Origin of the sequence: Corynebacterium sp. LK10 (assembly GCF_008042455.1) — a bacterium.
Taxonomy (GTDB): Bacteria; Actinomycetota; Actinomycetes; order Mycobacteriales; family Mycobacteriaceae; genus Corynebacterium; species Corynebacterium jeikeium_D.
In genome coordinates, this window is record NZ_NOVT01000018.1 from 86,007 (window position 1) to 112,349 (window position 26,343).

General features: G+C 58.9%; 23 protein-coding genes, 1 pseudogene and 1 riboswitch. Of the genes and pseudogenes, 16 read left to right on the plus strand and 8 right to left on the minus strand.

From position 1 onward, the window contains the following. From CHU70_RS07700 to CHU70_RS07710, 3 genes are all read left to right on the plus strand, one after another. Window positions 1-693, plus strand: a complete 693-nt coding sequence (locus CHU70_RS07700; RefSeq protein ID WP_038628213.1) for a metal-dependent transcriptional regulator — start codon at window positions 1-3, stop codon at window positions 691-693. Window positions 694-785: 92 nt separating this feature from the next. Continuing rightward, window positions 786-1,103, plus strand: coding sequence for a hypothetical protein (locus CHU70_RS07705; protein WP_147719122.1), 318 nt, complete (start codon window positions 786-788; stop codon window positions 1,101-1,103). Beyond that, a complete protein-coding gene (locus CHU70_RS07710) occupies window positions 1,100-1,621 on the plus strand; it encodes a hypothetical protein (RefSeq protein WP_038628219.1) in 522 nt (173 codons plus the stop codon). The genes CHU70_RS07705 and CHU70_RS07710 overlap by 4 nt, the downstream gene beginning before the upstream one ends. A 13-nt stretch (window positions 1,622-1,634) precedes the next feature. On the opposite strand, the gene CHU70_RS07715 is transcribed toward CHU70_RS07710, so the two are convergent. Both CHU70_RS07715 and CHU70_RS07720 read right to left on the minus strand, forming a co-directional pair. Then, window positions 1,635-2,600, minus strand: a complete 966-nt coding sequence (locus CHU70_RS07715) for an NADP-dependent oxidoreductase (RefSeq protein WP_242451375.1) — start codon at window positions 2,598-2,600, stop codon at window positions 1,635-1,637. A 27-nt stretch (window positions 2,601-2,627) separates the two neighbouring features. Further along, window positions 2,628-3,317, minus strand: a complete 690-nt coding sequence (locus CHU70_RS07720; protein ID WP_147719120.1) for a GntR family transcriptional regulator — start codon at window positions 3,315-3,317, stop codon at window positions 2,628-2,630. 148 nt (window positions 3,318-3,465) lie between these two features. Between CHU70_RS07720 and CHU70_RS07725 the strand changes: the two genes are divergently transcribed. The 5 genes from CHU70_RS07725 (at window position 3,466) to CHU70_RS07745 (ending at window position 7,723) form a co-directional block, all read left to right on the plus strand. Beyond that, window positions 3,466-4,677 (plus strand): NRAMP family divalent metal transporter, encoded by a 1,212-nt coding sequence (locus CHU70_RS07725; RefSeq protein ID WP_147719119.1) that lies wholly within the window; start codon window positions 3,466-3,468, stop codon window positions 4,675-4,677. An 89-nt stretch (window positions 4,678-4,766) separates the two neighbouring features. Continuing rightward, window positions 4,767-5,540, plus strand: coding sequence for a LamB/YcsF family protein (locus CHU70_RS07730; RefSeq protein ID WP_147719118.1), 774 nt, complete (start codon window positions 4,767-4,769; stop codon window positions 5,538-5,540). 71 nt (window positions 5,541-5,611) lie between these two features. Then, on the plus strand, window positions 5,612-6,265 hold the full coding sequence (locus CHU70_RS07735) for an allophanate hydrolase subunit 1 (protein WP_147719117.1): 654 nt from the start codon (window positions 5,612-5,614) through the stop codon (window positions 6,263-6,265). An 18-nt stretch (window positions 6,266-6,283) separates the two neighbouring features. Next, a complete protein-coding gene (locus CHU70_RS07740) occupies window positions 6,284-7,168 on the plus strand; it encodes a biotin-dependent carboxyltransferase family protein (protein WP_147719116.1) in 885 nt (294 codons plus the stop codon). Window positions 7,169-7,255: 87 nt separating this feature from the next. Beyond that, a complete protein-coding gene (locus CHU70_RS07745; RefSeq protein WP_038628248.1) occupies window positions 7,256-7,723 on the plus strand; it encodes a GNAT family N-acetyltransferase in 468 nt (155 codons plus the stop codon). A gap of 49 nt (window positions 7,724-7,772) precedes the next feature. Here CHU70_RS07745 and CHU70_RS07750 read toward each other — a convergent pair whose 3' ends face one another. Continuing rightward, the gene (locus CHU70_RS07750; RefSeq protein WP_147739793.1) at window positions 7,773-9,248 is read right to left on the minus strand and encodes an NAD(P)(+) transhydrogenase (Re/Si-specific) subunit beta; all 1,476 of its coding nucleotides are present in this window, start codon (window positions 9,246-9,248) and stop codon (window positions 7,773-7,775) included. A gap of 6 nt (window positions 9,249-9,254) precedes the next feature. Continuing rightward, the gene (locus CHU70_RS07755; RefSeq protein ID WP_101738966.1) at window positions 9,255-10,844 is read right to left on the minus strand and encodes a Re/Si-specific NAD(P)(+) transhydrogenase subunit alpha; all 1,590 of its coding nucleotides are present in this window, start codon (window positions 10,842-10,844) and stop codon (window positions 9,255-9,257) included. Window positions 10,845-11,233: 389 nt separating this feature from the next. Here CHU70_RS07755 and CHU70_RS07760 point away from each other — a divergent pair, with 389 nt between their 5' ends. Beyond that, window positions 11,234-12,436, plus strand: coding sequence for an alpha/beta hydrolase (locus CHU70_RS07760; RefSeq protein ID WP_147719115.1), 1,203 nt, complete (start codon window positions 11,234-11,236; stop codon window positions 12,434-12,436). Between the two features lie 6 nt (window positions 12,437-12,442). Here the strand turns inward: CHU70_RS07760 and CHU70_RS07765 are convergent, their stop codons facing one another. Together CHU70_RS07765 and CHU70_RS07770 are read right to left on the minus strand one after the other, a co-directional pair. Continuing rightward, the gene (locus CHU70_RS07765) at window positions 12,443-12,988 is read right to left on the minus strand and encodes a TetR/AcrR family transcriptional regulator (protein WP_070607818.1); all 546 of its coding nucleotides are present in this window, start codon (window positions 12,986-12,988) and stop codon (window positions 12,443-12,445) included. Further along, window positions 12,975-14,471: an MFS transporter gene (locus tag CHU70_RS07770; RefSeq protein ID WP_070605523.1), complete on the minus strand. Its 1,497-nt coding sequence runs from the start codon at window positions 14,469-14,471 to the stop codon at window positions 12,975-12,977. The genes CHU70_RS07765 and CHU70_RS07770 overlap by 14 nt, the downstream gene beginning before the upstream one ends. 384 nt (window positions 14,472-14,855) lie before the next feature. On the opposite strand from CHU70_RS07770, the pseudogene CHU70_RS07775 reads away from it, so the two are divergent. From CHU70_RS07775 to CHU70_RS07790, 4 genes and pseudogenes are all read left to right on the plus strand, one after another. Beyond that, window positions 14,856-16,059 (plus strand): annotated as a pseudogene (locus tag CHU70_RS07775) (IS110 family transposase). 125 nt (window positions 16,060-16,184) lie between these two features. Next, window positions 16,185-16,667, plus strand: a complete 483-nt coding sequence (locus tag CHU70_RS07780; RefSeq protein ID WP_048732946.1) for a hypothetical protein — start codon at window positions 16,185-16,187, stop codon at window positions 16,665-16,667. Between the two features lie 249 nt (window positions 16,668-16,916). After that, complete coding sequence (locus CHU70_RS11510) at window positions 16,917-18,155, plus strand: methyltransferase domain-containing protein (RefSeq protein WP_083280599.1); 1,239 nt, start codon at window positions 16,917-16,919, stop codon at window positions 18,153-18,155. 121 nt (window positions 18,156-18,276) lie between these two features. Beyond that, complete coding sequence (locus CHU70_RS07790; RefSeq protein ID WP_070546444.1) at window positions 18,277-18,756, plus strand: SDR family oxidoreductase; 480 nt, start codon at window positions 18,277-18,279, stop codon at window positions 18,754-18,756. Here CHU70_RS07790 and CHU70_RS07795 read toward each other — a convergent pair. Then, complete coding sequence (locus CHU70_RS07795) at window positions 18,738-20,585, minus strand: hypothetical protein (protein ID WP_070607617.1); 1,848 nt, start codon at window positions 20,583-20,585, stop codon at window positions 18,738-18,740. The genes CHU70_RS07790 and CHU70_RS07795 overlap by 19 nt on opposite strands. Further along, complete coding sequence (locus tag CHU70_RS07800) at window positions 20,582-21,112, minus strand: hypothetical protein (RefSeq protein WP_242451376.1); 531 nt, start codon at window positions 21,110-21,112, stop codon at window positions 20,582-20,584. Before CHU70_RS07800 ends, CHU70_RS07795 begins: the two co-directional genes overlap by 4 nt. A gap of 384 nt (window positions 21,113-21,496) precedes the next feature. Continuing rightward, window positions 21,497-21,618, plus strand: a riboswitch (TPP riboswitch). Between CHU70_RS07800 and thiC the strand changes: the two genes are divergently transcribed. The 3 genes from thiC to CHU70_RS07815 all read left to right on the plus strand — a co-directional run bounded on the left by thiC (window position 21,617) and on the right by CHU70_RS07815 (window position 26,343). Continuing rightward, the gene (thiC, locus tag CHU70_RS07805; RefSeq protein ID WP_147719113.1) at window positions 21,617-23,323 is read left to right on the plus strand and encodes a phosphomethylpyrimidine synthase ThiC; all 1,707 of its coding nucleotides are present in this window, start codon (window positions 21,617-21,619) and stop codon (window positions 23,321-23,323) included. It overlaps the preceding riboswitch by 2 nt. 380 nt (window positions 23,324-23,703) lie before the next feature. Then, window positions 23,704-24,687 (plus strand): HtaA protein, encoded by a 984-nt coding sequence (locus CHU70_RS07810; RefSeq protein WP_224784255.1) that lies wholly within the window; start codon window positions 23,704-23,706, stop codon window positions 24,685-24,687. Between the two features lie 180 nt (window positions 24,688-24,867). Then, window positions 24,868-26,343 (plus strand): glycosyltransferase family 87 protein, encoded by a 1,476-nt coding sequence (locus CHU70_RS07815; RefSeq protein ID WP_242451377.1) that lies wholly within the window; start codon window positions 24,868-24,870, stop codon window positions 26,341-26,343.

Consider the following 26,343-nt stretch of genomic DNA (forward strand, 5'->3'; position numbering starts at 1 on the left):
ATGCACGTGGAGGATTTACCAGCAAAGACCCAGGACTACCTCAAGGTCATTTGGGATTTGCACGAGCGCACCGGTGAAAAAGTGGCACTTGGCGATGTCGCTGAGCGGATGGGTGAAAAGAAGCCCACCGCCAGCGAGGCCGTGAAGAAGCTAGCTGCACGTGGCCTTGTCAACCACGAGCCGTATCGGGGCATTAGCCTGTCGGACCGTGGGCGAGACATTGCGCTAATCATGGTGCGTCGCCACCGGCTGATTGAAAGCTTCTTGGTCTCGACTCTGGGATACACCTGGGATGAGGTTCACGAGGAAGCCGAAAAGCTTGAACATGCGGTCTCGGATGATTTCATTAGTCGCATTGATGCAATGCTGGGATTCCCTGAGCGCGATCCGCATGGCGATCCAATTCCCAGCGCAAGCGGTACCATCGCCAGCGCAGTGCGCACCGACCTGACGGATATCGAAGCCGGCGCGATGGTGGTAGTCGATCGCATTAACGACTCCGACCCTGAACTACTGCGCTATTTGGCGACATCAGGGGTAGGACCGGGGACCGTGCTCCGAGCCGAAGCCGCACCATATGCAGGCATGCATGTCTTTGCCATCCTCGATGAGGTGGACGATACCGAGCCAAAGAAAATTCATGTGGCAGACTCGGCACTATGGGCAATCAAGGCGACTCCAACAACGAACTGACGAGGGCCGCAGCGCGCTCTTACTATAAGGTGTCGCGGAATCTCACTGGGCCAACTAAAGTGCCACCCGCACCGTCAGTTTCGTTCGACAGCGTGAAGAGTGCTCGTCGACAGGCATATGCCAGTGTCGAGAGCGTTGATGTGCCACTCAATGCCATCGCTATCTCGCCTGCTGAGCAGCAGGAACACATGGCTAATCTCGAACGCCGCTTGAATGCCTCGACCAAAGACATGCGGGCACTGCTGGACTACGAAGAGCAGCGCATTGAGGTCACTAGCACCGTCGAAGAGGCAATCGTCTATACGTTGCTGGCAATACTCCTTTTGGCAGCAGCCATCGGACTTGGCTACGCCAGCCACCTGGGGGCCGATGCGATTTTGAATGCTGCGGCGGAGGTGACGCCGCGATGAGTAAACGCTCAGGCTCCGACAACGGGTGCGCGACGGTCATTGTCGTATTTTTCTTCTTCGGCCTGATTGTTCAGCTCTTCGGTGTCACGCTGTGGATTCTGCAATATGCATTGCCAGTTGCGGGCTTGGTGCTTGCGATTCTCATCGCATACCAGGCGTGGGTCGGTGTGCGCCGCAGCGCTGAGGCGCACGAGCTCGCCGAGCGTAATCACGCTGAGCTGCAACAGATTGCCATGGACACCGAGTACCAGCTCACCGCAATCCTCTCTGCCTGGGACAACGTGAACACCACAATGGGTGTCGGCACCATCTACAAAGATGTATTTGCCTCCGGAGAGGCTACGCCGGAGCTCATCGAACTACGCGGTGAGCTATCTCGTGCTCGAAAGCTAAACAACCGACTGCGCGAGCAGCGCGAAACTATGACCAACCGGGAGCTAGTGGAAGCCATCTCTGATGCCGACGAGCTCTGGTGCTCGCTGACGAAGACATATCAGAACGCTCGTCGCGAGCTGTAGTAACGCACTTGAATTAGTCGACGGTCATCACAATCTTGCCGTCAGCGTGTCCGTCTTCCAATACTCGGTGGACCTCCGCGACCTCGGTGAGATTCTTAGTCAGGCCGATAGGAAGTGAAATCTCACCGGCAACTACGCGGTCGGCCAGGTCGGCATAAATAGTCGTGTCATTCGAAATAGCCGGAATGTGTGCTTCAATGCCACGTTCCCTCGCCGGTGTCAGGTCGGCCAGCGAAGGCAGCGCCACAATCCGGCCATCCGATGCCAACACATCCAGTGAGGGCAGGAAAGTGTCGAAATACACGCCGTCAAGGACAACGTCCACGCCCTTGGGGAACCGCCGGCGCACAGCCTCGAATACATCTTCCGCTGTGTAATCAATGTGCTGTGCACCAAAGCCCACTAGTTTTTCATGATGGCGTGACGACGCACTGGCCAACACAGTTGCGCCACGGGCGACCGCCAGCTGCGTCATCAGCTGGCCAACACCGCCACCGGCACCATGGATGAGTACGGTGTCCCCGCTTTTTACCTTTGCAAGCTGCTCGACAGCCACGGTCGCCGTGATTCCCACTAGGGCAAGGCCCGCAGCGGTAACGTCGTCAAGCGAATCGGGCGTTCGGACCACACCGTCGGCGGGGAAGACGTTGTGCGTTGCGTAGGTGCCGCGGAAGTCGTCGAAGCTGCGCATACCGAAGACACGGTCGCCGGGGGCGAAGCTGTCCACACCTTCGCCGACGGCAACGACTTCGCCAGCAGCTTCGCGTCCGAGCACTGCGGGAGGGGCGAACTTTGCGCACAGACCGGAAGAGCCATCGCGCATCTTGTAGTCCAGCGGATTCGCGCCGATGGCTGTGGTCTTGACCAGGATTTCGCCGGGGCCGGGCTCTGCAGGCTCGATAGATGTCCTGGTGAAAATGTCAGCGGGGCCGAACTCCGTAATAGTCATTGCGTATGCGTTGCCTGAATTTGCTGCCATGTCCATCACTGTAGTCCTAGCTGCTAATTATGAACCGGTGGCAAGTGGGAGGGAAGCGGTGACGGCGTCGAAGGACTCGTTGAGGTAGGCGCTGAGGAGGTCGGCGGCGTGGTGCGGGGTGTCTTCGATGAGACCCTTGGCGATACTGATGTGGCGATCGGCGTATCGGGCATGGAGTTCGATGCTTTGGGGGTAGGAGAGGAAGCAAAGACGGAGTTGGGCCTGAATGGATTCGGCGGTTGCTAACAGGTCGGGAGACCCGGAAGCCCTGACGATGGCGAGGTGAAAGGCATTATTCCGTTCGGGAAGGTTCAATGATGACTGCGAACCACAAATAGAAAGAATCTCTTCGCCGAGGAGCTTTGCCTGACTCGTGCTTAGCGACCGCAGTGTTCCGCATTCGGCGACATGGCGAAAAGCATACAGTTCGCGGATGCGTTCTTTATCGAAGGAGGCGATAAAAACGCCGTGATGAGGGATGTGAGTAAGTAGCCCCTCAGATTCCAGCTTCCGGTACGCCTGTCGAATGGTGTTGCGACTGACCTGTAGTCGCGCAGCAAGTTGGGTTTCACGGAGCTGCTCGCCGCTGTAGTGCTTTCCGGCGAGAATCTCTCGGCGCAGGACAGTTGCGGTGACATCCGCTACTGAAACGTCATGTTGTTTTTCCCCAGAGGACGTGTGGGTCTGATCGTTGAGGATGTTTCCGGGGGTAGTCATGTAATACAGACTACTAAAGCACTTTTGTGTGGCGGCCATCACCAATTAACATACGAGACATTGTTCAACAATCTCGGTGCAGACGATCTTCAACGCAGGAATCCTTCAACGTGGGAATCGTCAGATTTGTAGGGAAAGGCCTTACGCTATGGACGCTTCAATATCTGCCCACAAGGCGCGTCGAACGGCACTCCTCGGCGCTGTATTCCTGATGGCGACCAGTGCTATCGGGCCGGGCTTCCTCACCCAGACCGCAACCTTTACGGCCAAGCTTGGCGCGGCTTTCGCGTTTGCCATTTTGATCTCGGTGCTACTTGATATTGCGATTCAGCTCAACGTGTGGCGAGTAATCGCTGTCTCTGGACGCCGCGCGCAGGAGCTCGGCAACGCCGTGATTCCGGGGTTGGGCTGGCTTATGTCAATTCTCATTGTCATCGGTGGTGTGGTCTTCAATATTGGCAACGTCGGCGGTGCTGGACTTGGCGCGAACGCGATGTTGGGGGTAGACGCAAAAATTGGCGGCATTGTTACCGCAATCCTCGCCATTGGTTTCTTTCTCTCCCGACGGGCGGGTATGGCGCTGGACAAGGCACTCGTCGTGCTTGGTGTAGTGATGATTCTGGTCACTGCAATTGTGGCGTTCAGTTCTAACCCACCAGTAGGAGAAGCACTGAAGAACACGGTCATGCCCGACGCGATTGACTTGCTGGCAATCATCACGCTGGTCGGCGGCACTGTTGGCGGTTACATTACTTACGCTGGCGCTCACCGCATGCTTGACGCTGGCGCCGGCGGTGTGGAGCACCTCGCGCAGACCACTCGCTCATCTGTTACGAGCATCATTGTCACGGCTATCATGCGTTTCCTACTTTTCCTAGCTGTCTTGGGAGTGGTCGCGGGTGGCGTGGTCCTCAATACGGATGGAAACCCCGCTGCAGAGGCATTCCAAGCTGCGGCAGGCGATTGGGGTATGCGATTCTTTGGCGTTGTCCTGTGGGCTGCGGGAATCTCGTCGATTGTGGGTGCCAGCTACACCTCGGCAACGTTTCTGACTCGTTCCTCGGGTGCTGGTGCCAAGACTCAAAACACGATCACCATTGTCCTAATTGCAATTTCCACGCTGCTGTTCGGTGTCATCGGTACGGCTCCAGCGACGCTGTTGGTTTTCGCCGGAGCCTTCAACGGTTTGGTTCTACCAATTGGCGTTACTGTGCTGATTTACATCGCGCTGTTCCGTGCGGACCTCATGAATGGCTACAAGTACCCGAAGTGGTTGGCGGCTATCGGAATCTTGGGTGTCGCAGTCGCCTGGTTCTTGGCGTGGCGTTCGTTCGGCGGTGTGTTTGAAATGCTCGGCTAATCACCCGGTTTCTCGCACAGTGCAGATGAGAACCAACATAACAACGGTACAAAGACCAGCATTACTACCTGGAAGGAGCGGCGACGTTTATGGGCGCCACTATCGATCTCAACTCTGATCTTGGGGAAGCTTTCGGCTCATGGAAGATGGGGGATGATATCGCTCTGCTGGACATTGTGACCAGTGCGAATATTGCCTGCGGGTATCACGCGGGTGACGCTCGCGTCATGATGGAGACCTGTGAGGCAGCTGCCGCACGCGGAATTCGCATCGGCGCGCACGTCGCCTACCGTGATCTCGCCGGGTTCGGACGACGACGCATGGATTACTCACATCGAGAATTGCGAGCCGAAACCGTTTACCAGATTGGTGCCCTTTCGGCATGTGCACGGGCGGCGGGTACCGAAGTTTCCTACGTCAAGCCCCACGGCGCCCTCTACAACCGCATCGCAGTGGATGAAAATCAGGCCGCTGCAGTGGTGGAGGCGCTCCTGCTCGCTCGCTCCACCTGCGGAGATGGGCTTGCCATTATGGCGCAGCCGGGGTCGGTCATCGAACGGCTCAGCCTCGACGCGGACCTCCCTGTGATTCGGGAAGCTTTTGCAGACCGCGCATACAACTCCGATGGAACTCTGGTGTCCCGAGCACTCGAGGGCTCGGTCATTGTAGACCCCGATGCCGTCGTCAAACGCGTCATTGCAATGGCTAGTGGGGAACCAATCGCCGCTTACGACGGTTCACCGTTGACCGTGCAGGCTGACTCTATTTGTTTGCACGGAGACACCCCTGGCGCGGTCGAACTCTCCCGTATGATTCGCCAAGGGCTCGTCGACGCCGGAGTCACCGTCGCTGCCCACGTATAGCGCGGACTCGCACACCGGTCTTATTAACCGCAGTTTTTCAACCCCGCAAGAAAGAAAGGATCAGCACCGCCATGGCCGAGATTCGCCCTATGGGAACAAATGCGCTGCTTATCGACTATTCATCATCGGCCAATCCGTTGGCGAAGGTACTTCGTGCACACTCTGCTGCGGCCGAGATCGAGGGACTCGTTGACAGGGTACCTGCAGCCCAAACGCTCCTGCTTCGCTTTCGCGGACCGGCTCGTCGTTACCTTGGCGCAGTCGAAACCGCGCTGCGGGGCAACAATACGCAGAAGCAGACCGTCGACAAGCGAAAGACAGTGACGATTCCCGTTCACTATGACGGCGCGGACCTTGAGTCTTTGGCACAAAGCCTTGGGATGAGCCCCCAAGCGTTAATTGATTGGCACTGCGAGCGCCCTTGGACGGCCGCGTTCGGTGGATTTGCGCCGGGCTTTTATTACATGGTGCGGGGGAGCGGTCAGGGGTGGCCAGAGCCGCTTGATATTCCCCGCCTTGCGACGCCGCGCACCCGAGTTCCCAAGGGCTCTGTCGGACTTGCAGGCCAATTCGCAGGTGTGTATCCCATCGATTCGCCCGGTGGTTGGCAACTCTTGGGGCATACAGATGTGGAGATGTGGGACTTAAATCGGCCCAATCCGGCGCTGCTTGAGCCCGGGGTTGAGGTTCAATTTGAGGCGACTTCTACGGCGAGTGCGGCGTAGAAAAAGGGTGCGGAAGAGATGAAGAATTCTATCGAGATTATTCGACCCGGGATTTTGACGACGATTCAGGATTGGGGCCGTGCAGGGCAAGGCAGCCTGGGCGTGAGTACTTCCGGTGCGTTCGACCGCGATTCCGCGGCAGCTGCTAACCGGATGGTTGTCAACGAAGAAAGCCTGGCGGTGCTTGAGTGCGTCGTCGGCGGGTTGGAGTTCCAAGTAGCGGAGGGAGCAATCATCTCCTTTGCAGGAGCCCACGGTGAGGTGACTGTCGAGCAGGATGGCAAGGTCATCAAGACCTCGATGAATAGCCGAATTGTGGTCGGGGCGAAGGCAATTGTGCGGCTTGGTACCTTCGATGCAGGTCTTCGTGGATACGTCGCGATTCGAGGGGGCATCGATGTCGCGGAAGTGCTGGGGTCGCGGTCATACGATACGCTCGGCAAGCTCGGCCCAGCGCCTTTGCAGGCTGGTCAGGTTTTGCAGGTCGGCGACCCGGAGTATTCGACGGGGTCGTCAATCGCAATTTATCCCGCGCCTCATTGGTCGAGCGAGGCTGCGCGCCTAGATGTTGTTCCTGGCCCTCGGGCGGACTGGTTTACGTCGGAAAGCGTCAATGATTTCTTTCACGAGACATGGACCGTGACGCAAGAGGCCAACCGCGTCGGACTTCGGCTGAGTGGGACTACTCTTGAGCGCCAGGTCACCCATGAGTTGCCAAGCGAGGGAATGGTTCCCGGTGCGATACAAGTGCCCGCATCGGGGCAGCCGATTATTTTCGGTCCTGATCATCCGGCGACGGGGGGATATCCGGTCATTGGTGTGCTGACGGAGCCGTCATTGTCGAGAGTCGGGCAATTGGTGCCCGGCGGGAAGGTAAAATTCCGCCGGGTGCGGGCGGCATAGGTCTGCGGCGTCATCCTGCGCTATGGTGCGCCAAAACGTCTGCCAGCTGTCAGAGTCGCACAGCACTCCGCAGTAAAATCAGGCACCATGATTGAGCGAGCTTCTTTTTCCGACCTCAGCGCGACCGATGCGTATGCCATCTCGGCGCTGCGTACCGACGTGTTCTATCTTGAGCAGTCCTGTGAGGAGCCGGAAATGGATTGGCGCGACCTGGAAGATACCGCAGAGCACTATTTCATCCGCGACGACAATGACTCCCGCAAGATTATTGCGTACTTGCGTGTAATTGACACGCTCGATGAGTACTCTTCGAGCTACCCGCGCACCATCGGCCGAGTTGTCGTCGATGCTGCGAGCCGGGGTAGGGGGTTGTCCTCGAAACTGCTGCAGCAGGTCATCGCTGACCACCCGGATACGGGGCTAATTCTGCATGCCCAGACGCAGGCGAAGGCTGTGTACGCAAAAGCCGGCTTCCATGAGGTCGGGGAGACCTTCATGGAAGCCGGCATTGAGCACATCACCATGGTTCGTGATGCAGCCCGTGGCGAAGCCTAGGAATTAATCGCCTAGACTCCGGTTTGTACGGCGTTGCTTACTTTCGGGTTTAAGCGTTGACCTTCGAATCCGCCAGGATGCGATTCAGGGAGTCGATGCTGGCCTTCGCATCGCCGATAAGCATGTCGGTGTTTTCGTTGAAGAACAGCGGGTTCTGCACGCCCGAGTAGCCCGAACCCATCGACCGCTTGAGAACAATCACGCGCTCAGATTCCCACACCTTCAGCACCGGCATACCCGCAATCGGGGAGCCCGGCTGCTCTGCCATCGGGTTGACGGTGTCATTTGCACCGATGACCAGGGTGACATCCACATCAGCGAAATCATCGTTGACCTCGTCCAGCTCCAGCACGATGTCGTAGGGAACCTTGGCCTCAGCCAGCAGCACGTTCATGTGACCCGGCAGGCGGCCAGCGACTGGGTGGATACCGAAGACCACTTCCTTACCGTCGGCACGCAAATTGCGTACCAGATTGGCGACGGCGTACTGAGCCTGTGCCACAGCCATACCGTAGCCCGGAGCGATGAGGATCTTGTCCGCGTTGCGCAGGATTTCTGCAGTGTCCTCGTGGTTGACCTCAGTGTGGGAGCCTTCCACAGCGCTTGCCGACGTAGCTTCGGAGCCAAAGCCACCCAGAATAACGTTGGCAAAGGAGCGGTTCATGGCCTCACACATGATGTACGACAGGTAGGCGCCGGAGGAACCAACCAGCGCACCGGTGATGATGAGCAGCGGGTTGCCAAGCATGAGACCGGTGAAAGCAGCGGCCCAACCGGAATACGAGTTCATGATGGACACGACAACCGGCATGTCGCCGCCACCGATGGCGATGACCAAGTGCCAGCCCAAAAACAGGCCCAAAGCAGTCACAGCAACCATGCATGCCCATGCGATGGTGCCGCCCTCGGTGCCGGTTGCGATGAAGACAGCCAGGAGAACCAGAGTGACCACCAGAATGGCAATGTTCAGAGCATTGCGGCCTGGCAGCAGCAGCGGCGAGCCCTTGATCTTCTCAGACAGCTTCAGGCCAGCGACGATGGAACCAGTGAAGGTCACAGCGCCGATGAAGACGCCAATGTAGACCTCGCCGAAGTGGAACTTCAGGGCATCGGGGGCGACATCTTCGGCGAAGATGTAGGAGTTGAAGCCGATGAAGATAGCGCCGAGTCCGACCAGACCATTGAACAGTGCAATCAGCTGCGGCATGCCAGTCATGGCAACGCTGCGTGCGCGGGTGATACCGATGACACCACCGATGCCGATAGCGACAGCGATGAGAATCAGGGTAATCAGCGGGGAGAAGTGAGTATCCGGCTTGGTGTCAGCGGTGACGAGTGCCTGAAAGATGGCAATGACAACGGCGACGGCCATGCCGGCAATACCGAAGGCGTTTCCGCGGCGAGCGGTCTCCGGCTTGGACAGGCCCGAGAGGGCAGCGAGGAACAGGACAGCGGCGACAATGTAGCCGACGTTGGACAGGCGGTAGGTCCAGTCCAGAAGCGAAGCAGTATCAATGCTAGCCATTAGACTTTATGCCTCCTCTTTCACGAACATGCCAAGCATGCGGTCGGTGACGGCGAAACCGCCGAAGATATTGATGGAGCTGACCACGATGGCCGCGAACGCGAGACCGGAAACCAGCAGGTTGGAGCTTCCCACCTGGAGAATCGCACCCACCAGAACAATGCCGGAAATCGCGTTGGTCTCAGACATCAGAGGTGTGTGCAGGCGCGGCGTGACCGCGGAGATCACGTAGAAGCCAAGCACGATAGCCAAGGTGAGAACCATGAAGTTGGCGCTCACGCTGTGCGGCGCGCTGAGCATAACCACAATTGCCAGCAGTGCCGTCAGACCCAGAGCAATCTTCGAGCCCAGGCCCGATCCCATGAAGGAAACCTTCTCCGGCGCATTCTCTTCTAATGCAGCCTGCTGAGCCTGCTGTTCCTGCAGCGGGGCAGCAGGGGTGACAGCGACCTTGATTGGCGGTGGTGGCCAGAGAATCTCAGCTCCGGTAGCGCCGGCGCCATTCTGTGGGCGAGCCTTTGTCACCGTGATGCCACGGATAATCTCGTCCTCGAGATTGAGAACTGGAGAGCCATCCTTTTCTGGCGTAATCAGCTTGAACAGGTTGAAAATGTTCTGGCCGTACAGCGACGATGCCTGTGCGGGCAGACGTCCTGCAAGGTCGGTGTAACCGATGATGGTCACCCCGTTGTCAGTGACAATGGTCTTACCTGGAACGGTCACCTCGCAGTTACCGCCACCGGCGGCAGCCATGTCGACGATGACGCTGCCCGGCTTCATAGCTGCAACATCGGCAGCAGTCAGCAGCAGCGGAGAGCGGCGGCCCGGGATATTCGCGGTGGTGATGACAATGTCAGCTTGCGCGGACTGCTCGGAGTAGAGCTTCGCGGCAGCGGCAGCCTGATCATTGGTCATTTCCTTGGCGTAGCCATCTTCGGACTTCTCAGTGGCGGCCGGAATCGGGATGAACTCTGCACCCATCGATTCGACCTGTTCACCGGCTTCAGGGCGCAGGTCTGTTGCCTTGACAATCGCGCCCATAGAGTTGGCGGTACCGATTGCGGCAAGTCCGCCGACACCAGCGCCGATGACGTAAACGGTAGCTGGCGGCATCTTGCCTGCGGCAGTCACCTGACCAGTGAAAAGGCGACCATACGCAGCAGCCGCTTCGACTACTGCGCGGTAACCACCGATGTTGGCCATCGACGACAGCACGTCCATCGACTGTGCCCTGGAAATACGGGGAACCGCATCCATAGCAAGGGCAGTGATGTTGCGGTGCGCGAGCTCTTCGACCAGCTCTTCGTTACGCCCTGGCGCAAGTCGGCTAATCAGCATGGCACCGTCGTTAAGCAGTGCACGGAACTGTTCCGGCGGAGTGTCGAGCGTTACGACGATATCGCTGTGCCAGACAGACTCGTCGACAATGGTGGCGCCGGCGGATTCGTAGTCCGCGTCGGTGAACTTAGCAGCCAGGCCGGCGTCAGCCTGCACGGCGACCTCGTAGCCAAGCTTGACGAGTTTGCCGACGGTCTCCGGGGTCGCAGCCACAATTGTTTGCTGGGGATCGGGTTCTAAAGGGATGCCGATTCTCATTGTGGGAGTTCTTTTCTGTTCGGGGGTTTTATTAAGGGCCATGCACACTCGGTTGTCGGTTAACAGTGAGCGTGGGCGTGACCGCTTTCTCCTTGGTGTCAATAAGGTATGCGCTGGCGGGGAGGCAGCGGAGGCGTTTGTGGAAAAAGGTAATAAAAATATGTGGGTAACGGTGGTGAGGTGGGTTTTTCTGAGTTTGCGCACTCTTAGAAAGGGGGTAGGAAATGGGGGTAATAGTGCTAATTGTGGGCGAGAGTGAACATTTGTAGCGCCCTGAATGATTGTTTGAGGGGTGAAGTATGGGGGAGGGTGATTCTGTCTTTACGTACGTCTTTACGCATTAGGTAGATTCGTATTCCAAGGCTTTTGGCAAGAGTTAAGGAAAAACGATGATTGGTTCACTAAGTGCCGCCGGAAAGACCGTGTCGGCATCCCGCCGAGGGCAGGGGCGTACGTTCTCGAAGGTGGCTGCTCTCTCGCTCGCAGCTGGTGTAGTTCTCGGCGGACAGGTGCCAGCGCAGGCGGCACCGCGCATTGGTCAGCTGCCGGATATCACTGCACGCGAAAGCACTATTGACTACCAGAACTCGGAAACCGTGGACAAAATTGGCGGTGGTCTGGTGGATGTCATGGGTGGCGTGAACCGTGTCATTTCCGGTGGCGAAAGTGGCCATATCACCGAGCCGTTCGCCCCAGAGGCGGGGCAGCTGCGCAAGGAGTTCGGAGCGATGGGCTCCCATCCAGTTGCCGCAACCCGCGAAGCAATGCCATGTGATGGTGTCGTCTACACCATCTATAACCGCGTACTGCGGGACCTCCACGGTCTCCACGGCACCACCGGCTGCTATGACGTATTGCCTGAATCGGCCAACGCCTCCCCAGTTGGCGCACAGCTTATCTACCCGGCGGATATTGACTCCATGGAGTCTGCGCCACTGATGGTTCTCAGCCCTGGCATTGGTACTGAGCCGGGTATGTACGACGCGCAAGCGCGACTCTATGCAAGCCACGGATACGTCGTGGCTCTTGGCTACAACTTCACCAACTGGTTCGCGCCACAGATGGTGCTGGCAGCTTCAGTTGCCGCAGCGGCCAATGAGGACGAGTCCACACCACTTGCAGGCAAGATCGATTTCTCCCGCACGATGCTGGTCGGGCATTCCGCAGGTGGTGGCTCCGCAATCTTCCTGAACAACAGGATGGATAAGGCCTTCCAGGCTGCGGGGATTGACATGGTCACCCGCGGTCTGGTCGCCATCAACCCAGGGCCTTCCGACGCTGGACTAATCTCCACACCGCCGGAGATTCCAAGCCTGGTGGCCATTGCGGAGCACGAGGACATCGTTCCTTTTGATGCGGATCGACGTGGTTACCGCGATGCTGAAGGGCCCGCCTGGGAAGCGGTAGTCACCGGTTCCTACCACGGCACCTACCTGGATGATCCGTCCAAGAATGTGCTTGGCTCGCTGGTGCTGTCCTTTAGTGAGTATGTGCTCGGCGGAACGAGTCGAGCAAAGGCCGTCTATGAGGGTGCTAACTACGGCCTGGCTACTGACTCCGAGCTCAAGGACGTTCAGCGCAAGGGCGTTTAGAGCTGGCTACTCCATCGACTCTGGAATCAGCTTTGCCGCGGCCTCGGCGATTGCCTTACGCTGTGCTTTCGTGAGCTGATTGCCGTTGAGATAGTCGTTGGCCCAGAGTCCATCGGAAATCATTTGGACAACGTAGGCCATGCAGGCTTCCTCATCGGTGGCAATCTGTTCTACCGGCGGATTCCACCGGCGCAAAAGGCGCGTCCAGATCTCGCGCAGCTCCGGTTCGGCGGCAGAGTCGATGGACATGAGTAGCTCGGCCCTCGTTGCTGTATCCAGCGAGACCTGGAGGTTTGCGCGTAGGCGGTTGGCGGGGGAGACCTCCTCTGCGGGCCCGCCCGCGGCTTCAATCAGTTCTTCCTCCCATAGCTGCGCCATGTGCTCATGGACGCTGCGAATCATGTCTTCGCGGGAGGGGAAGTGGTAAATCAACCCTGATTTACTCATTCCGCATTGAGTTGCGACATTTTCGTAGGTGACCTCGGAAAAGCCGTTTGTCTCGATAATCTCAACGATTGTGTCGAGAATGGCAGTGCGCTTACTCGTGCGCATATTCAGTCTCCTTCGGGTTGCCGCGGAATGCCACCGCAGTCGCAATCGCTGCAATGACAGCAACGACAGCCAGGATAATCAAAATGGCCAGGTAGGAACTGTCGAGGCCGGCGCGGGCGCCGTCGTTAAGCGCTGGCGTGTGAAGTGCATCGGTGAGTGAGATGCTGGCGTCGACAGGCGTGAACAAGGCGTAGAACATGGGTAGGAGGCTGCCTGTGATTGCGACGGTGATCAGTGTGCCAAATTCGTAGGACACGGATTCCATCGCCGCCGCCATACCGGCCTTTGACCTCGGGGCTGAGCCGATAATCGCGGTCGACGACACCGACATCACAGAACCTGCGCCCGCGCCGAGCAGTATCAATCCTGCGATCATGAGCGGGAAATTGCCCGAGGAAACACCGTAGTACATGCCTGCCAGGCCGATGGCGTTGAGGAGGAATCCGCCGGTGATGAGTGTGCGGAAACCCACTCGATGCAGCACCATGCCGCCGATGACACCAACTGGCAAGGACGCCAGTGCCGCGGTGGCAACTAGCAAGCCCGCGTCGAGTGGTGTGTATCCGACGGAAATCTGGAAGCGCTGCGTCGTCATCAATTCGGCGCCTGCCAGGACAAACATGGCAAGCGCGGCTGCCAGCACGCCACCGGAAAACATCCGCGAACGGAAGACGGAGAAGTCGATGAGGGGTTCAGTGAGACGTGCCTGACGACGCTGAAACAGTACCGCGCCCACTAGCCCGCAGGCGATAGCTGCGACGATGACGGTGGAGGAGCGATGACCAGCGAGTTCCTTAATGAGCGAAACCAGGCCCAACATGGCCAGCATCGCGTAGAGGCTGGTGAGGAAATCCCAGCGCTTGGCTGGGTTGGGCTGATTCGGCGGAGCAAAAATCAGCGTGCCAATGATTGCGAAAACTACGACAGGGATGTTGATAAGGAAGATTGAGCCCCACCAGAAGTGCTCCAATAGGAAACCGCCAACGACGGGGCCAGCGGCGGCACCCAGTGTTGCCGTGGCAGACCAAATGCCAATAGCTGTGGCAAGTTCACGAGGGTGGCGGAAGGTCTCACGTAGCAGTGCGAGGGTCGCCGGCATCATGGTCGCGGCGCCCAGTCCTAGACAGCCGCGGGCGATGACCAGCGCCCAGGCGTGCGGCGCAAAGGCCGCGGCCAGGGAAGAGAAGCCAAAAATTGTCAGGCCCACAAGAAACATCTTGCGGTGACCGATGCGGTCGCCCAGGGTGCCTGTGCCGAGGAGGAGTGCGGAGATCACCAGTGGGTAGGCGTTGATGATCCACAGGCCCTCCAATTCGGTTGTGTGGAGCTGCTCGCGCAGAACCGGCAGAGCAGTGTAGAGCACCGAGTTATCTATGCCGATGAGTAGTAGGCCGGCGCTGATGATAGCGAGGAAGATCCACCTGTGGGTGACTGAAGTGGGCGGATTAGCCCTTGTGGAAGCGGCGTGGTCGGTACTTGTCATTCCAATAACTGTAACGAACGTTCGGTTTAGTTACAACTTCTGAAGAGTGCCGATGTAGGCCTAAAACTTCAAGAAAAGTAAGCCAACCCCGCCCAAGGAGCCGGTGAAAAAGTGCCTAAGTTGAAGGCGTTGTTGAGGTACGAATTCACGGACGCCGTTCGATCCGTTACCGTGATGGTGCCCCCTCACGGGGCGCGGTCACCGGGCCCGGTATGGCTTATCTGCGTGAACATTTCCATAATCCGGGGGTGTTGCCACCGGGCACCGGGGACAACCGCTGACAGCTAATAGGGACACGGACCAAACAGAGGTCTCGTCGTAACGTGGGTGCCTGCAACGGATGTCCAAGACACCTGTGACCAGCCGCAACAGAAGGGCACCACCATGGAACCGTCCGCAACACCCGACATCATCATCGGCCTCGACGTCGGCAAAACCGACCACCATGCCTGCGCGCTGACCAACACCGGCGAGAGAATTTACGACAAACCACTGCCCCAAGACGAAGCCGCACGGCGTGAAATCTTCGCGTCCATGCAGGCCCACGGCAGCGTTCTCATGGTCGTCGATCAACCCAACACGATCGGCGCCCTGCCCATCGCCGTGGCCCGCGACTGCGGCTCTCCCCGACCTAGCCATGCGAAAAGCAGCCGATCTCTACCCTGGACGATCAAAAACCGACCGCCGGGATGCATTCATCATCGCCGACACCGCCCGCACCATGCTGCACACACTGCGGGCAGTCGACCGCGACGACGAGATACTAGCAGCGCTGAAGATGCTCGCCGGATTCCACGACGACATCGCCAAAGACGCCACCCGAACGAAAAACCGCCTTCGCAGCGTGCTCACACAGATTCACCCCGCACTCGAGCGCGTCTTTGCAGCCGAGATTCTCTCGCGCACGTTGGTGCTGGACTTGCTCATCAACTACGGCGGTCCGACAAAACTGGCCGCCGCAGGTCGGGGCCGGGTCCTGAAGTGGATGCGCAACCGCTCCAAGAAGGCCCCTGCTGCCCTGGTTGACGCAGTTTTCGCTGCCCTTGCCGAGCAAACTGTCACGGTACCCGGCACTGCGGCGGCGGAATTGGTCATTTCCCAGCTGGCGGCGAACATCAAAGCGCTTCAAGCACAGCGCGACACGATCGCCGGACAAGTCGAGGAGATGCTCGAATCGTTCCCTCTTGCCCAGGTCTTGATGTCGATGCCCGGCGTAGGCATCACGACTGCCTCTAACATCTTGTTGTCCATCGGCGATTGCTCCGACTTCGCCGATGCCGCGCACTTGGCCGCTTACGCTGGCATCGCGCCGATCACCCGGCAGTCGGGTACGTCGGTCCGCGGAGAGTTTCCCACCAGGGCCGGCAATAAACAGTTGAAAAACGCGATGTTTCGATCGGCGTGGATCGCGTCGAACTGCCATCCTGCATCGCGCGACTACTACCTGCGTAAACGGACTGAAGGACAGAAGCACAATGCCGCGGTGATGTGGCTTGCCCGGAGCCGCTGCAACGTCATCTATGCCCTGTTGACTCGGCGTGAGTTCTTCCGAGAAATCCCTGCTAGAACCATCGCCGCGGCTGCGTAGGCCGCTGCGCTGATCACCGCCGGCCCGCACGATGCGGACCGGCGATCAGTCATGGCTACAACACCCCCATGCGATGTACGTGAAAGTCCCGCCTGACTATTGACAATCCACATAGGGACCCCGGCATGGCGCAGCGAATCAGCGCCGGGCGCGGGATCCGCCACTCCGAGCTCAATGCCTCCGGTTACCTCGACGGCAAGAAGTTGCGGGTCGTCCAGGCCTGGTTGCCGCCCGACGATCTCGGTGCCGCTCCCTCCCACGACGAGGTCGACCTCAACGATGCTCTCACCGACGGCACGCTGGTCCCGGTCGCGTCGGGCACACCGGGCCTCGCGCCGCTGACCATCGGCACCACCGGCGCGACGTTGCGCATCGGCCGGGTTCCCGCAGGCCGCACCATCGACGTGCCGTTGTCGCGGTTCACCCACTTCTTCGTCGCCTGCGGCTCGGCATCCTTCGGCGACGAGACGCTTTACGACGGCGACGTTGCCCGCATCACGGCCGACGGATCGAATTCAGCGGATTCGGACGAGGTCGACTCGCTGCCCATGACCGCCATCAACGATGCCGAGGTGCTGGCTTGGACCATGGACCGCAGCATCGACTGAGCCCACCAAACGACACCGGATGACGGTATAGACCAGACGCCGAAGGACAGGTACCTCGCCTTTTTCGGATCGACCGGGTCGTCGGACATCTACGTTGCAACGGCCCGGTTCGGCGTTTCGGGCCAACCCCTCGACAAATATGCCAGGTAAGGCTAAGTTAATTGCTAAAGCAGTATTTTACATGCGGGTTAACGGGCCGGCGCAGCCGCCGACACCGTCGGCCCGGCCACACGACGAGTGAGACGCACCATGAATGCACGCGACAGAGATTTCGAACAACTCCAGGGCCACTGGCTACTGGCCCGACTGGGCAAAAAGGTCCTTCGACCCGGTGGCCGGAAGATGACGGAGTGGATTCTCGACCGGGCTCGCCTCACCGACGCCCGCGTCGTCGAACTCGCACCGGGACTGGGGATTACGGCGACGGAAATCTTGAATCGCGCACCGGGGGATTACGTCGGCATCGACGAGGACCCCGACGCCGCCAAGACGACCGGCAAGGTCGTTGGCCACAGGGGCCGGGTCACCGAAGGCAAGGCCCAAGCGACGGGGCTCGGCGATGACTCGGCGGACGCCGTCGTGGGCGAGGCGATGCTCACCATGCAAGGCGACAAGGGCAAGGCGGCGATTCTCGACGAGGTTCGTCGGATTCTCGTTCCCGGCGGCCGCTACGCGATCCACGAACTGGCGTTGACCCCCGACGACCTGGATGCGGCGACGAAAGATGAGATTCGCATCGCGATGTCCAAGGCCATCCGGGTCAACGCCCGACCACTTACCGTCGCGGAGTGGCGAAACCTCCTCGAAGAACACGGATTCGAGGTCGAGCACGTCCGCATTGCGGAGATGGGCCTGCTCAAGCCCTCCCAGATGATCGAAGACGAAGGGATCTCCGGAGTTGCCCGCATCGCAGGCAACATGATCAAGCACCCCGCGGCGCGTAAGCGCGTTCTCGGCATGCGCAGCGTTTTCGTCGAGAACGACGACGCCCTCGCCTCGATAGGCATCGTGGCCCGTCTGCGCGACACCGCCGATTCCGCCGACGCCGCCGATGCGACGGGTGCCGTTTCCAACGCTTCCGAAAGCGGGCGCGAAGCATCGCCCGCCGTCCGACGCGGGCCCGAGATTGAGTTCCTCGACGACGACCAGCAAGCTGAATTGACCGCCGATCCGGAGGCTCTGAGCCTTCATGACGTCGTCGCCGCCGCTCCGCCCGCCAAGGACGGCGACGGCCCGGCGGTGAAACGTCTGCAGACGGCCGACGGGGTAAACATCATCGCCATGCGTTTCCGCTCCGGCCAGGCCTTGCCCGATCACCGCGCTGCACACCCGATTATGGTGCAATGCATCGAGGGCCAGGTGCGCTTCACCGTAGGCGACCGCACCGAGGTCCTCACGCCGGGGACCGTCGCACACCTGCCCACCATGGTCCCACACCGGGTCGACGCAGACGAGGACTCCGTGTTCCTGCTGTCGATGCTCACGTAGATCCGTACACGGGGTTGACCGCCGCACGGGCGGAGCGATTTCGCCGGCCCGGACCGGCCTCGCCGCCGCATCCGGCGAGGGCCCCTTCGGCCGTTCCCCCGAACCACGCGGCCCGCGGCGCGTGCTCATCACCGGCGCCGCTTCCGGCTTCGGCCTCGAACTGGCCAAGCGCTTCGTCGCACGCGGCGATTCGGTCATCGCGACCGATCTGCATGACTCGGCGAACGAGGACGTCGTCAAGCTCGGCGATGCGTGCACCTACCGCGAGCTGGACGTCACCTCCGACGCGGACCGGGAGGCGGCGGCCGCGGCGATAGGCGCGGTGGACGTGCTCGTGCTCAACGCGGGCATCGCGGTCGGCGGGGCGATCGAGAACGTCACCATGGACACGTGGCACCGCGCGCTCGACATCAACCTGCTCGGGGCGGTCTGCGGCTGCCGTGCGTTCGTGCCACTGTTGGAGCCGGGCGCGAAGATCGTGATGACGTCGTCGATTGCCAGCCTGATCCCCCGTGGCGCCCGAGCGGGTAAAGATCAGCTTTTGCGCGCTGACTTTATGCTCGGAGGCTTACGGTCGGAGCTTTACGATCGGACGTTGTGACCAATCACCGCCGGGATAGTAATTGGCGCATCCCCGAAAAGCTCCTTCTGGTATTCGTTCTGCTCGAAAGCGCCGGCATCGTTATCCCTGATGGTGGCTACATTTGTCAGTTTGCGTGCCGACGGTGCGGAGCCCTTTTGGAGCAGTCCGCCACGATTGCCCGCTGTGGTGGCCGCGAAAGCCCCTGCGCCACGGTTTCCAGCAGCGGCGCCCGTGGTTCCGCCAGCAGTACCCGTAGCTCCGGTAGCAGTACTGTTGCGCGCGCTGATTAGGGAATTCATCAATCCACTTCCGCGCTGTGCAGGGCTATTCGAGGCGTTTGGCAAGGCAGAACCAGCAACCCCGGGCCCCAAGCCGGTTCCCATCCCGCGCCCCGCTGTTGGCGCTGGCATACGACCGGGACTCGAAGTCGGAAGTCCCGAGGCCGGTGGACGGGGGCTTGCGTTTCCAGAAGACGGCAGTGCCGGGATATTGCCCGCTGGTGTGAGCCCCGCAGTGCGACCTGCGCCGAGGGAGCCAGCCGGCCGGTTGCCGTGAACTCCGTAAGGCGAGACTCCTTGCGGTGATGTGCGTTGAAGTGGGGCGCTCGCTCCCGAAGGGGTGACCATGGCTGGATTCGCCGTGCTCGGTTGAGCCATGGTTGATGTGCTGGTCGGGGATGTTGGCGAGATTGTGGAGCTCGTTGGGCTGCTAGGTGATGCTGGGTGCACAGGGGTAGCAGACGGATTTGTGGGGTTCGACAAAGTCGAAGTGCTCGGTTGCACGTGCGAAGGAGCGGAAGGGCTCGCGGTTGTGGATTGTGGTGTTGGAGAATCCGGAACAGTTGAGGTGGCACCAACTGGTGTGCTGGCGGCCTGCATGCTTCCAGTCATCCCCGCAGGCGAAAGGCTGAACTGGCTAGTTCCAGAACGCCCGGCGACTGTGGCTCCAACGGACACCTCGGCAGTCACACCACTTCCCGCATCGGCAGAAACCAGGTTAGGAATTCGGGGAATAGCTGTCTGTAGCTGTGCGGTATACGGACCAGAGAGAAAGGCTGCTACCTCGGCCTGTTCAAAAGCCTTTTGCGCGCCAGGGTTTTGGAGTGCCTTGGATTCGGCTTCGATCGCTGATAGTGCATTGACGGCCATCGCCTTCACAGATGGCAATACGGCAAGGTGCCCGGCCATGACCTCAGATGCGGTGGCGATGCTGGTAGCGCGTGCGGCCAGACCTTTCATTGTCGTATCCGCAGCAGAGAAAACAGCACCGCTGTTGCTCGACACCAAGCCGGATGAGATGAAGGTTAGATTGCTGGCCAACGTGGTCATAGTTTCAGCGAAGTTGTTCCAGTAGGCGATCGCCTCGGCTACGGCACCATCGTTTGTCGAGGAAAACATGGATAGTAGGGACTTCGCATCGAGACCAAGTTCCGCAGAAAGAGTGACTGGCGCGAAAGTGAGACTTCCAGCTTCAAACATCGGCCGACGCTGAAATACACCACTTGTGCGCGCTACTTCAGCAAGGGAAGCGCCGTCACCATTGAACGGGTTAATGCTTCGAAGAATCCGGTTCATAGTGGATTCGTGTTCAGTAATCACGCGACGGAAGTCAGCGAGATTCGTTTGCGCCCAGGTGAGTTGTTTGCCCAGAGACAAGCCGACGGCTGCAGAGCTTCCTGAACTGCCGGAAATTGCCAGACTGTGCTCTGTCGCCACCAGCTGGAGTGACGGAACCTGTGAGTAGCCGGCCAGGTTTGGCTGCATCGTCATAGACGAGCCGGGAAGCATGATTGCTCCAGTTAGTCCGCTAATTGCGTGATCAATCGTCGAAATATTTGCAGAAATCAAGACATTTCCCCCAGGTAATTGGTCATGAGTTCATTGGCAGGATTGCAGAGGGTTTCATCGAAATCAGTGGATTCTTCCTCTGAGATGTGCGTTATAAAACCCAGTGCGCCTTTCGGGGTCTCTACGGATGCAATGCAGTACGAGAGACCAATCGGGTTGGTTTGTTTGAAAGTCACCCAATGGAGGCCTTCTGAGTGGTGCGTGGTGGGGTGAGCGTCATAGTTCTCGAGCCGGGAATGGGCCACCGATGTGTGCCAGAGCCCGAGTGGCAAAATATGACTGGTTTGAAGCCCGCAACCTATTTGTTTGACACCTTTAATTCGCTCTGAAACCTCAGACTGCTCCTGGAACCCCAGCCTGTCGAGGCGCCCCATAATCTCAGGGTCGTCACACGGATTGGTCAGGACGAATTCGGGTGCGTCGTAGTTGTAGTGCCCATCGGGACCAAGTGGAGCATCACCGGGCTCCGGCGGATTGTTGGGTGGAAGCACACCCGCAGGTAACGTCACGCCCGAGTCAGTAGTCATGGTTGTCGCATTGTCGCCGACAGGTTGAACGTCCTCGCCGGATGCCTCGGTCGATGCGCAACTAGTCCCCGTTATTCCCCATAGAAGTGCTGACAGTAGGGCGGCAGTAGTCGCCTTTTTCAATTTTCCCTCCCCAAAGAATTTGTGTGAGAAAGATATAACACCGCGGTCGCAATTGCGCTTGCTGAGAAGCCGAAAAAATAGACCGGCTGTGGATAACTTTTAGGGGGTGTGGACAACGCGGTCGCCGTGCAAAACGACGCCTCTGCGTAGCCACAACCTGCATCTTTGGGGTGCGTTCTCCGCGCCGTCGTTAAGCATTTGCGGCAATCGTGGGTGTAATGACCGAAGTAATCCGAACGATTGGTTAGACTATGAGGCGCATTACAAAACCACGGGAGTGCCAACCGAAATTCCGGCACTGAGAGGACGCTAGGGATCGAGCGTCGACCGGACGAACCTGAATCTGGGTAATACCAGCGTAGGAAAGGGATGTGTTGCTTCATGGCCGCACGTGTATCTGTATCCGCTCCGCCGAAAGAGGGCGAGGTTACAACTGGCCCGATTTACCGCAGCAACAAGCATTACGACGAGGTTGCGTTTAGCAACGATTTCGGTGAGGCGAACCTGCGCATTCCAGTCCGTCGAATCAACCTGACGGACGGCACTCACTTCGATGCGTACGACACCTCGGGTATTTACACCGAGGAAAACCCGGAACTGAACCTGAAGGAGGGGTTGGCTAAGACTCGTGACTCTTGGCCGAAGGCTCCGGCAGTGCCGGCGGTTGCAGGCTCTGAGGAGGCCCCGAAGGTCAAGACGCAGCTGGCATGGGCCCGAGCGGGAATTGTCACCCCGGAGATGGCATTCATTGCCGCTCGTGAAAATGTGGATCCGGAAGTTGTTCGCGAAGAGGTTGCTGCGGGGCGTGCCGTGATTCCGGCCAACCACAAGCACCCGGAGACCGAGCCGATGATTATTGGCAAGCGCTTTGCCACCAAAATCAACGCCAACATTGGTAACTCGGCTGTGACCTCGTCCATCTCCGAAGAGGTGGAGAAGATGGTCTGGGCGACTCGTTGGGGCGCGGACACCATCATGGATCTGTCCACCGGTAAGGACATTCACGAAACCCGCGAGTGGATTCTGCGTAACTCCCCGGTGCCGGTTGGTACGGTGCCGATTTACCAGGCGCTGGAGAAGGTTAAGGGTGACCCGGCCAAGCTGACCTGGGAAATCTACCGCGAAACCATCATTGAGCAGTGCGAACAGGGCGTGGACTACATGACCGTTCACGCGGGTGTGCTGCTGCGCTACGTGCCACTGGCCGCCAACCGCGTTACCGGCATTGTCTCCCGCGGTGGTTCGATTATGGCCGCATGGTGCCTCGCGCATCACCAGGAGAGCTTCCTCTACACGCGCTTCGCTGAGCTGTGCGACATTCTGGCACAGTACGATGTCGCGTTCTCCCTCGGTGACGGCCTACGTCCGGGCTCCATTGCCGACGCTAACGATGAGGCCCAGCTGGCTGAGCTGCGGACCCTCGGCGAGCTGACCAGGATCGCCAAGTCCCGCGGCTGCCAGGTCATGATTGAAGGCCCAGGCCACGTTCCGATGCACAAGATCGCTGACAACGTGAAGTGGGAAGAGGAGTGGTGTGAGGAAGCTCCGTTCTACACCCTCGGCCCGCTGGCAACCGACATCGCGCCGGGCTATGACCACATCACGTCGGCTATCGGCGCGGCAATCATTGCGCAGGCTGGCACCGCCATGCTTTGCTACGTCACGCCGAAGGAGCACCTGGGTCTGCCGAACCGCGACGACGTCAAGGTCGGCGTGATTACTTACAAGATTTCCGCGCACGCCGCTGACCTGGCAAAGGGGCTGCCGCGTGCTCAGGAGCGTGACGACGCGCTGTCGAAGGCCCGCTTCGAGTTCCGTTGGCATGACCAGTTCGCGCTGGCCTTGGATCCGGACACTGCGCTGGACTACCACGACGAGACCCTGCCTGCAGAGCCGGCAAAGACCGCGCATTTCTGTTCCATGTGTGGTCCGAAGTTCTGCTCCATGCGTATTTCCAAGGATGTGCAGGACTACGCGAAGGAACACGGTCTGGACTCCGTTGAAGCTATCGAGGCCGGCATGGCTGAGAAGTCCCAGGAGTTCGCTGATCAGGGTGGTCGCGTCTACCTGCCGATTACCGCGGAGTAATTGGTTGCCTCAAAGCTGCTGAAGCAAGCCGCGGTCGAGCTCTATTGGGCTTGGCCGCGGCTTTCTTTTGCTCTCAGCTATTTCTTCCAATCCCAGCGTTGAGACTCAAACGGGGGTGGATAAGGCGCGCCTTAATAAATGCGTTAGGTGAGCCTAATATGCAGGTGTACATTGCTTGTATGCACAGTCTGAAGTTCTTGACTTTCGATCATTCCCACCGCCATCTTGCGGGGGCTCACGAAACTCGCCTTTCGTCCGGCTCCGAATCATCGCCCGTTGGAGAAGGCAAGCGTCGACCGGTGAGGCAGAGTGCGCGCAGAGGTGTTACTGCGGTTTCGCTGTCCGGCGCCATGGTCCTTTCAGCGTTTGTGTCCCCAGCAATGGCTGAAACTGCGAAGCCAATCGTGCCAGACAACTTTCCCAATGTGATTAATCCAGCGGAGAACTTCCAGCCGCAGGATCCGCAGTATGTCGAATCCCCGGAAGTTTCTGTCACTTTTGAGGACGGCACACCAGCTGAAGGCGCCACAGTTCATCGCGGCGATGTTCTCATTGTTCGCGGCAGTGGTTTTAATCCGTCGGCCAACCGTGGTGGTTACCCGCTTCCAATTCCTCCGGGTGTGCCCAATGGCGTTTACGTTCTCTACAGTGCGTTCCCAGACTCCTGGAAGCCAAGTGAAGGTGCTCCGTCCTCGTCGCGGAAACATCCGCACGACAACATTGCCTGGGTCACGCCGGCTGGAACTCTCGAGGCGATACCGAACCAGGGCGTCGACATGCGACGTTCTATCGCTCGTCAAGCCACTCCGATGACAGATGACGGCAGCTTTGAGGCTCGCATTGTTGTTGACCCGCCAGAGACCCCAGCTGGTGAAAACTGGGGCATTTATGTTTACCCGGCAGCCGGCTCCATTAATGAGGCCGAGGAAATCTACATCCCGTTGAATTATTCGGATGCTCCGGGCAAGAATGCCCCGGCTCCCTCCAGCGAGGATTTAGTAATTTCTGTATCTGCGCTGGAGAAGGTATTCGGCGCACTGGGTGGTGGCGTCACTGCCAAGAACGGTGCCCTAGAGCCTGAGGCCGGTGTCGTCTCATTCACCCGCGACAATGACAACAGTGATGTCGAAGGGGAGAGCTACCGCGGAGAAGTTCACATCACCGCGAAGTTCAGTCTGGTTCATGTGGTCGTTCGTAATCCGCGCATTGAGGAAGGCCCGACCGGAAAGATTATTACGGCAGAGGTCTCGCAGGGCTACGATGTCGGCCCGGATGAGATGGAGCGCATGCCCATAGCCGCCGTGGTCGACAGCGATGGAGATCAGCTGATTACGACCATCGGCACTATTTCACAGATTCGATAGTCCTCCGGCCATCACGGCCGCCAACTGTCGTCCTCCTGGCACTTTGTTCAAAGTAAGCCGTCATACCTTGTGGGTTCTTGCGGGGTGTAACCACTGCCGTATTGGAATCACTACATTAGATAGAGGCGCTTACCAGCGATGAGGAGGAACGTGGGACGGCATAGTCAGGCAGAAGGACCTGTGTCACAGGATGGCGCATCGTCACAGGCTGCGGAGTCGCAACGTGCTGCTGCGAAGTCTCGGTCACAGGTCTCGCGAAAAATGCGGGCTCGCAAACCCAGTCAGACCCCCGCGCTGGCGCAATCGCCTGTGATGAGCTGGCCTCTTATTCTGGTCTCGCAGCTCGGTGGTCTTGCCTCGCTGTTGGCCTGGAATGGTCGTACTCAGCCGGACGATTGGGCTTCGCTCTGGGTAGGCGGGCTACTTATGGACAGGGGACTTGAGTCCCATCTTTATGACGCCGATCCAATCGATTTCACTGCCATGAGTGGAGAGGTCTGGCCACGCCTGGCGCAGGAAGTGTCTGCGCCATTTACGCATCCCTTTGTGCAAAACCCTTTGTTCGCAAAGGCTCTGGGAGTGATATCCCACGTCATGAGCTTTGAAACCTCGGTTGCTTGGTTGCTGTTTCTCTCCGGAATGGCCGTCGTGGTCCTCGTCGTAGCTTCCTACCACCTGTGGTTTCGGTCCACCATGCCCTGGGGTATCGCAGCGCTGGTTACCGCATGCGTATTCGCTCTGCCGACCACTATTAATTCGTTCTGGATCGGTCAGACGACACCGCTGATCGTCGCGGGTGTCGCCTATGGTCTTGCTGCCTCGCGCACTCGTCCTTGGCTCGCGGGCATCGTGCTCGGCATCGTCGCATCCATTAAATTGACTCCGTATGCGCTCATCGCTGTGATGCTCTTTTTCGCTTATCGACGGCGCGCAGCCCTCTGGTCGCTGGCCACCACGGCGGTACTGGCGGTCTGGATGTTTATCCGCGTTGATATGTCGGTAATTTCGGATTGGATTGATCGAATCGGCGACATTGGTTCATCGGTCTTGGTCGGCGGTGCGAATCAGTCGTTGGCGTCGACTTTAGCCACAGACCTGGGCAAACCTGATTTATTAGTAACAGTGGTTCGTGATTACCCGAGTCACGTGAAAACGATTCCGCTGTGTATTGCGCTTGGCGTGGTGTTGATGGTCACGGCAGTTGCGTGGTTGAACCCGGTCTACCGGTTTGAATTTCTGATCACGGGCGCGTGGCTTATTGCAGCTACATTCTCATCGATTCTTTGGACCCACTACATGTTGATGCTGGTCACGTCTGTGTTCGGTTTGGCCGCCATGGCGCGGACCCGATTGACCAGACAGTGGCCGTATATCGGTATTGCGTTGCTAGTGGTCCTGCTGACGTTTCCTGTGACAAACCCGATTGCTGCTACGCCGTATACCGGCGGATTTGTGTACTCGGGGATTACTGCGATGCTCTTGACGCTGGCATTGATGCTAGTTGTTGGTGGCTGCCACGCATTTGCGGTACATCGGTACGGCGATGGTGATGCAGGCGAGGTTGGAGCTGGTTTTGGCAGTGAATTAGCTGCCGCGGAGACGTTGAAATTTCCTCAGCCAGAGCCAATGGTCTTATTCGACTTGAGGAAGCGCTAG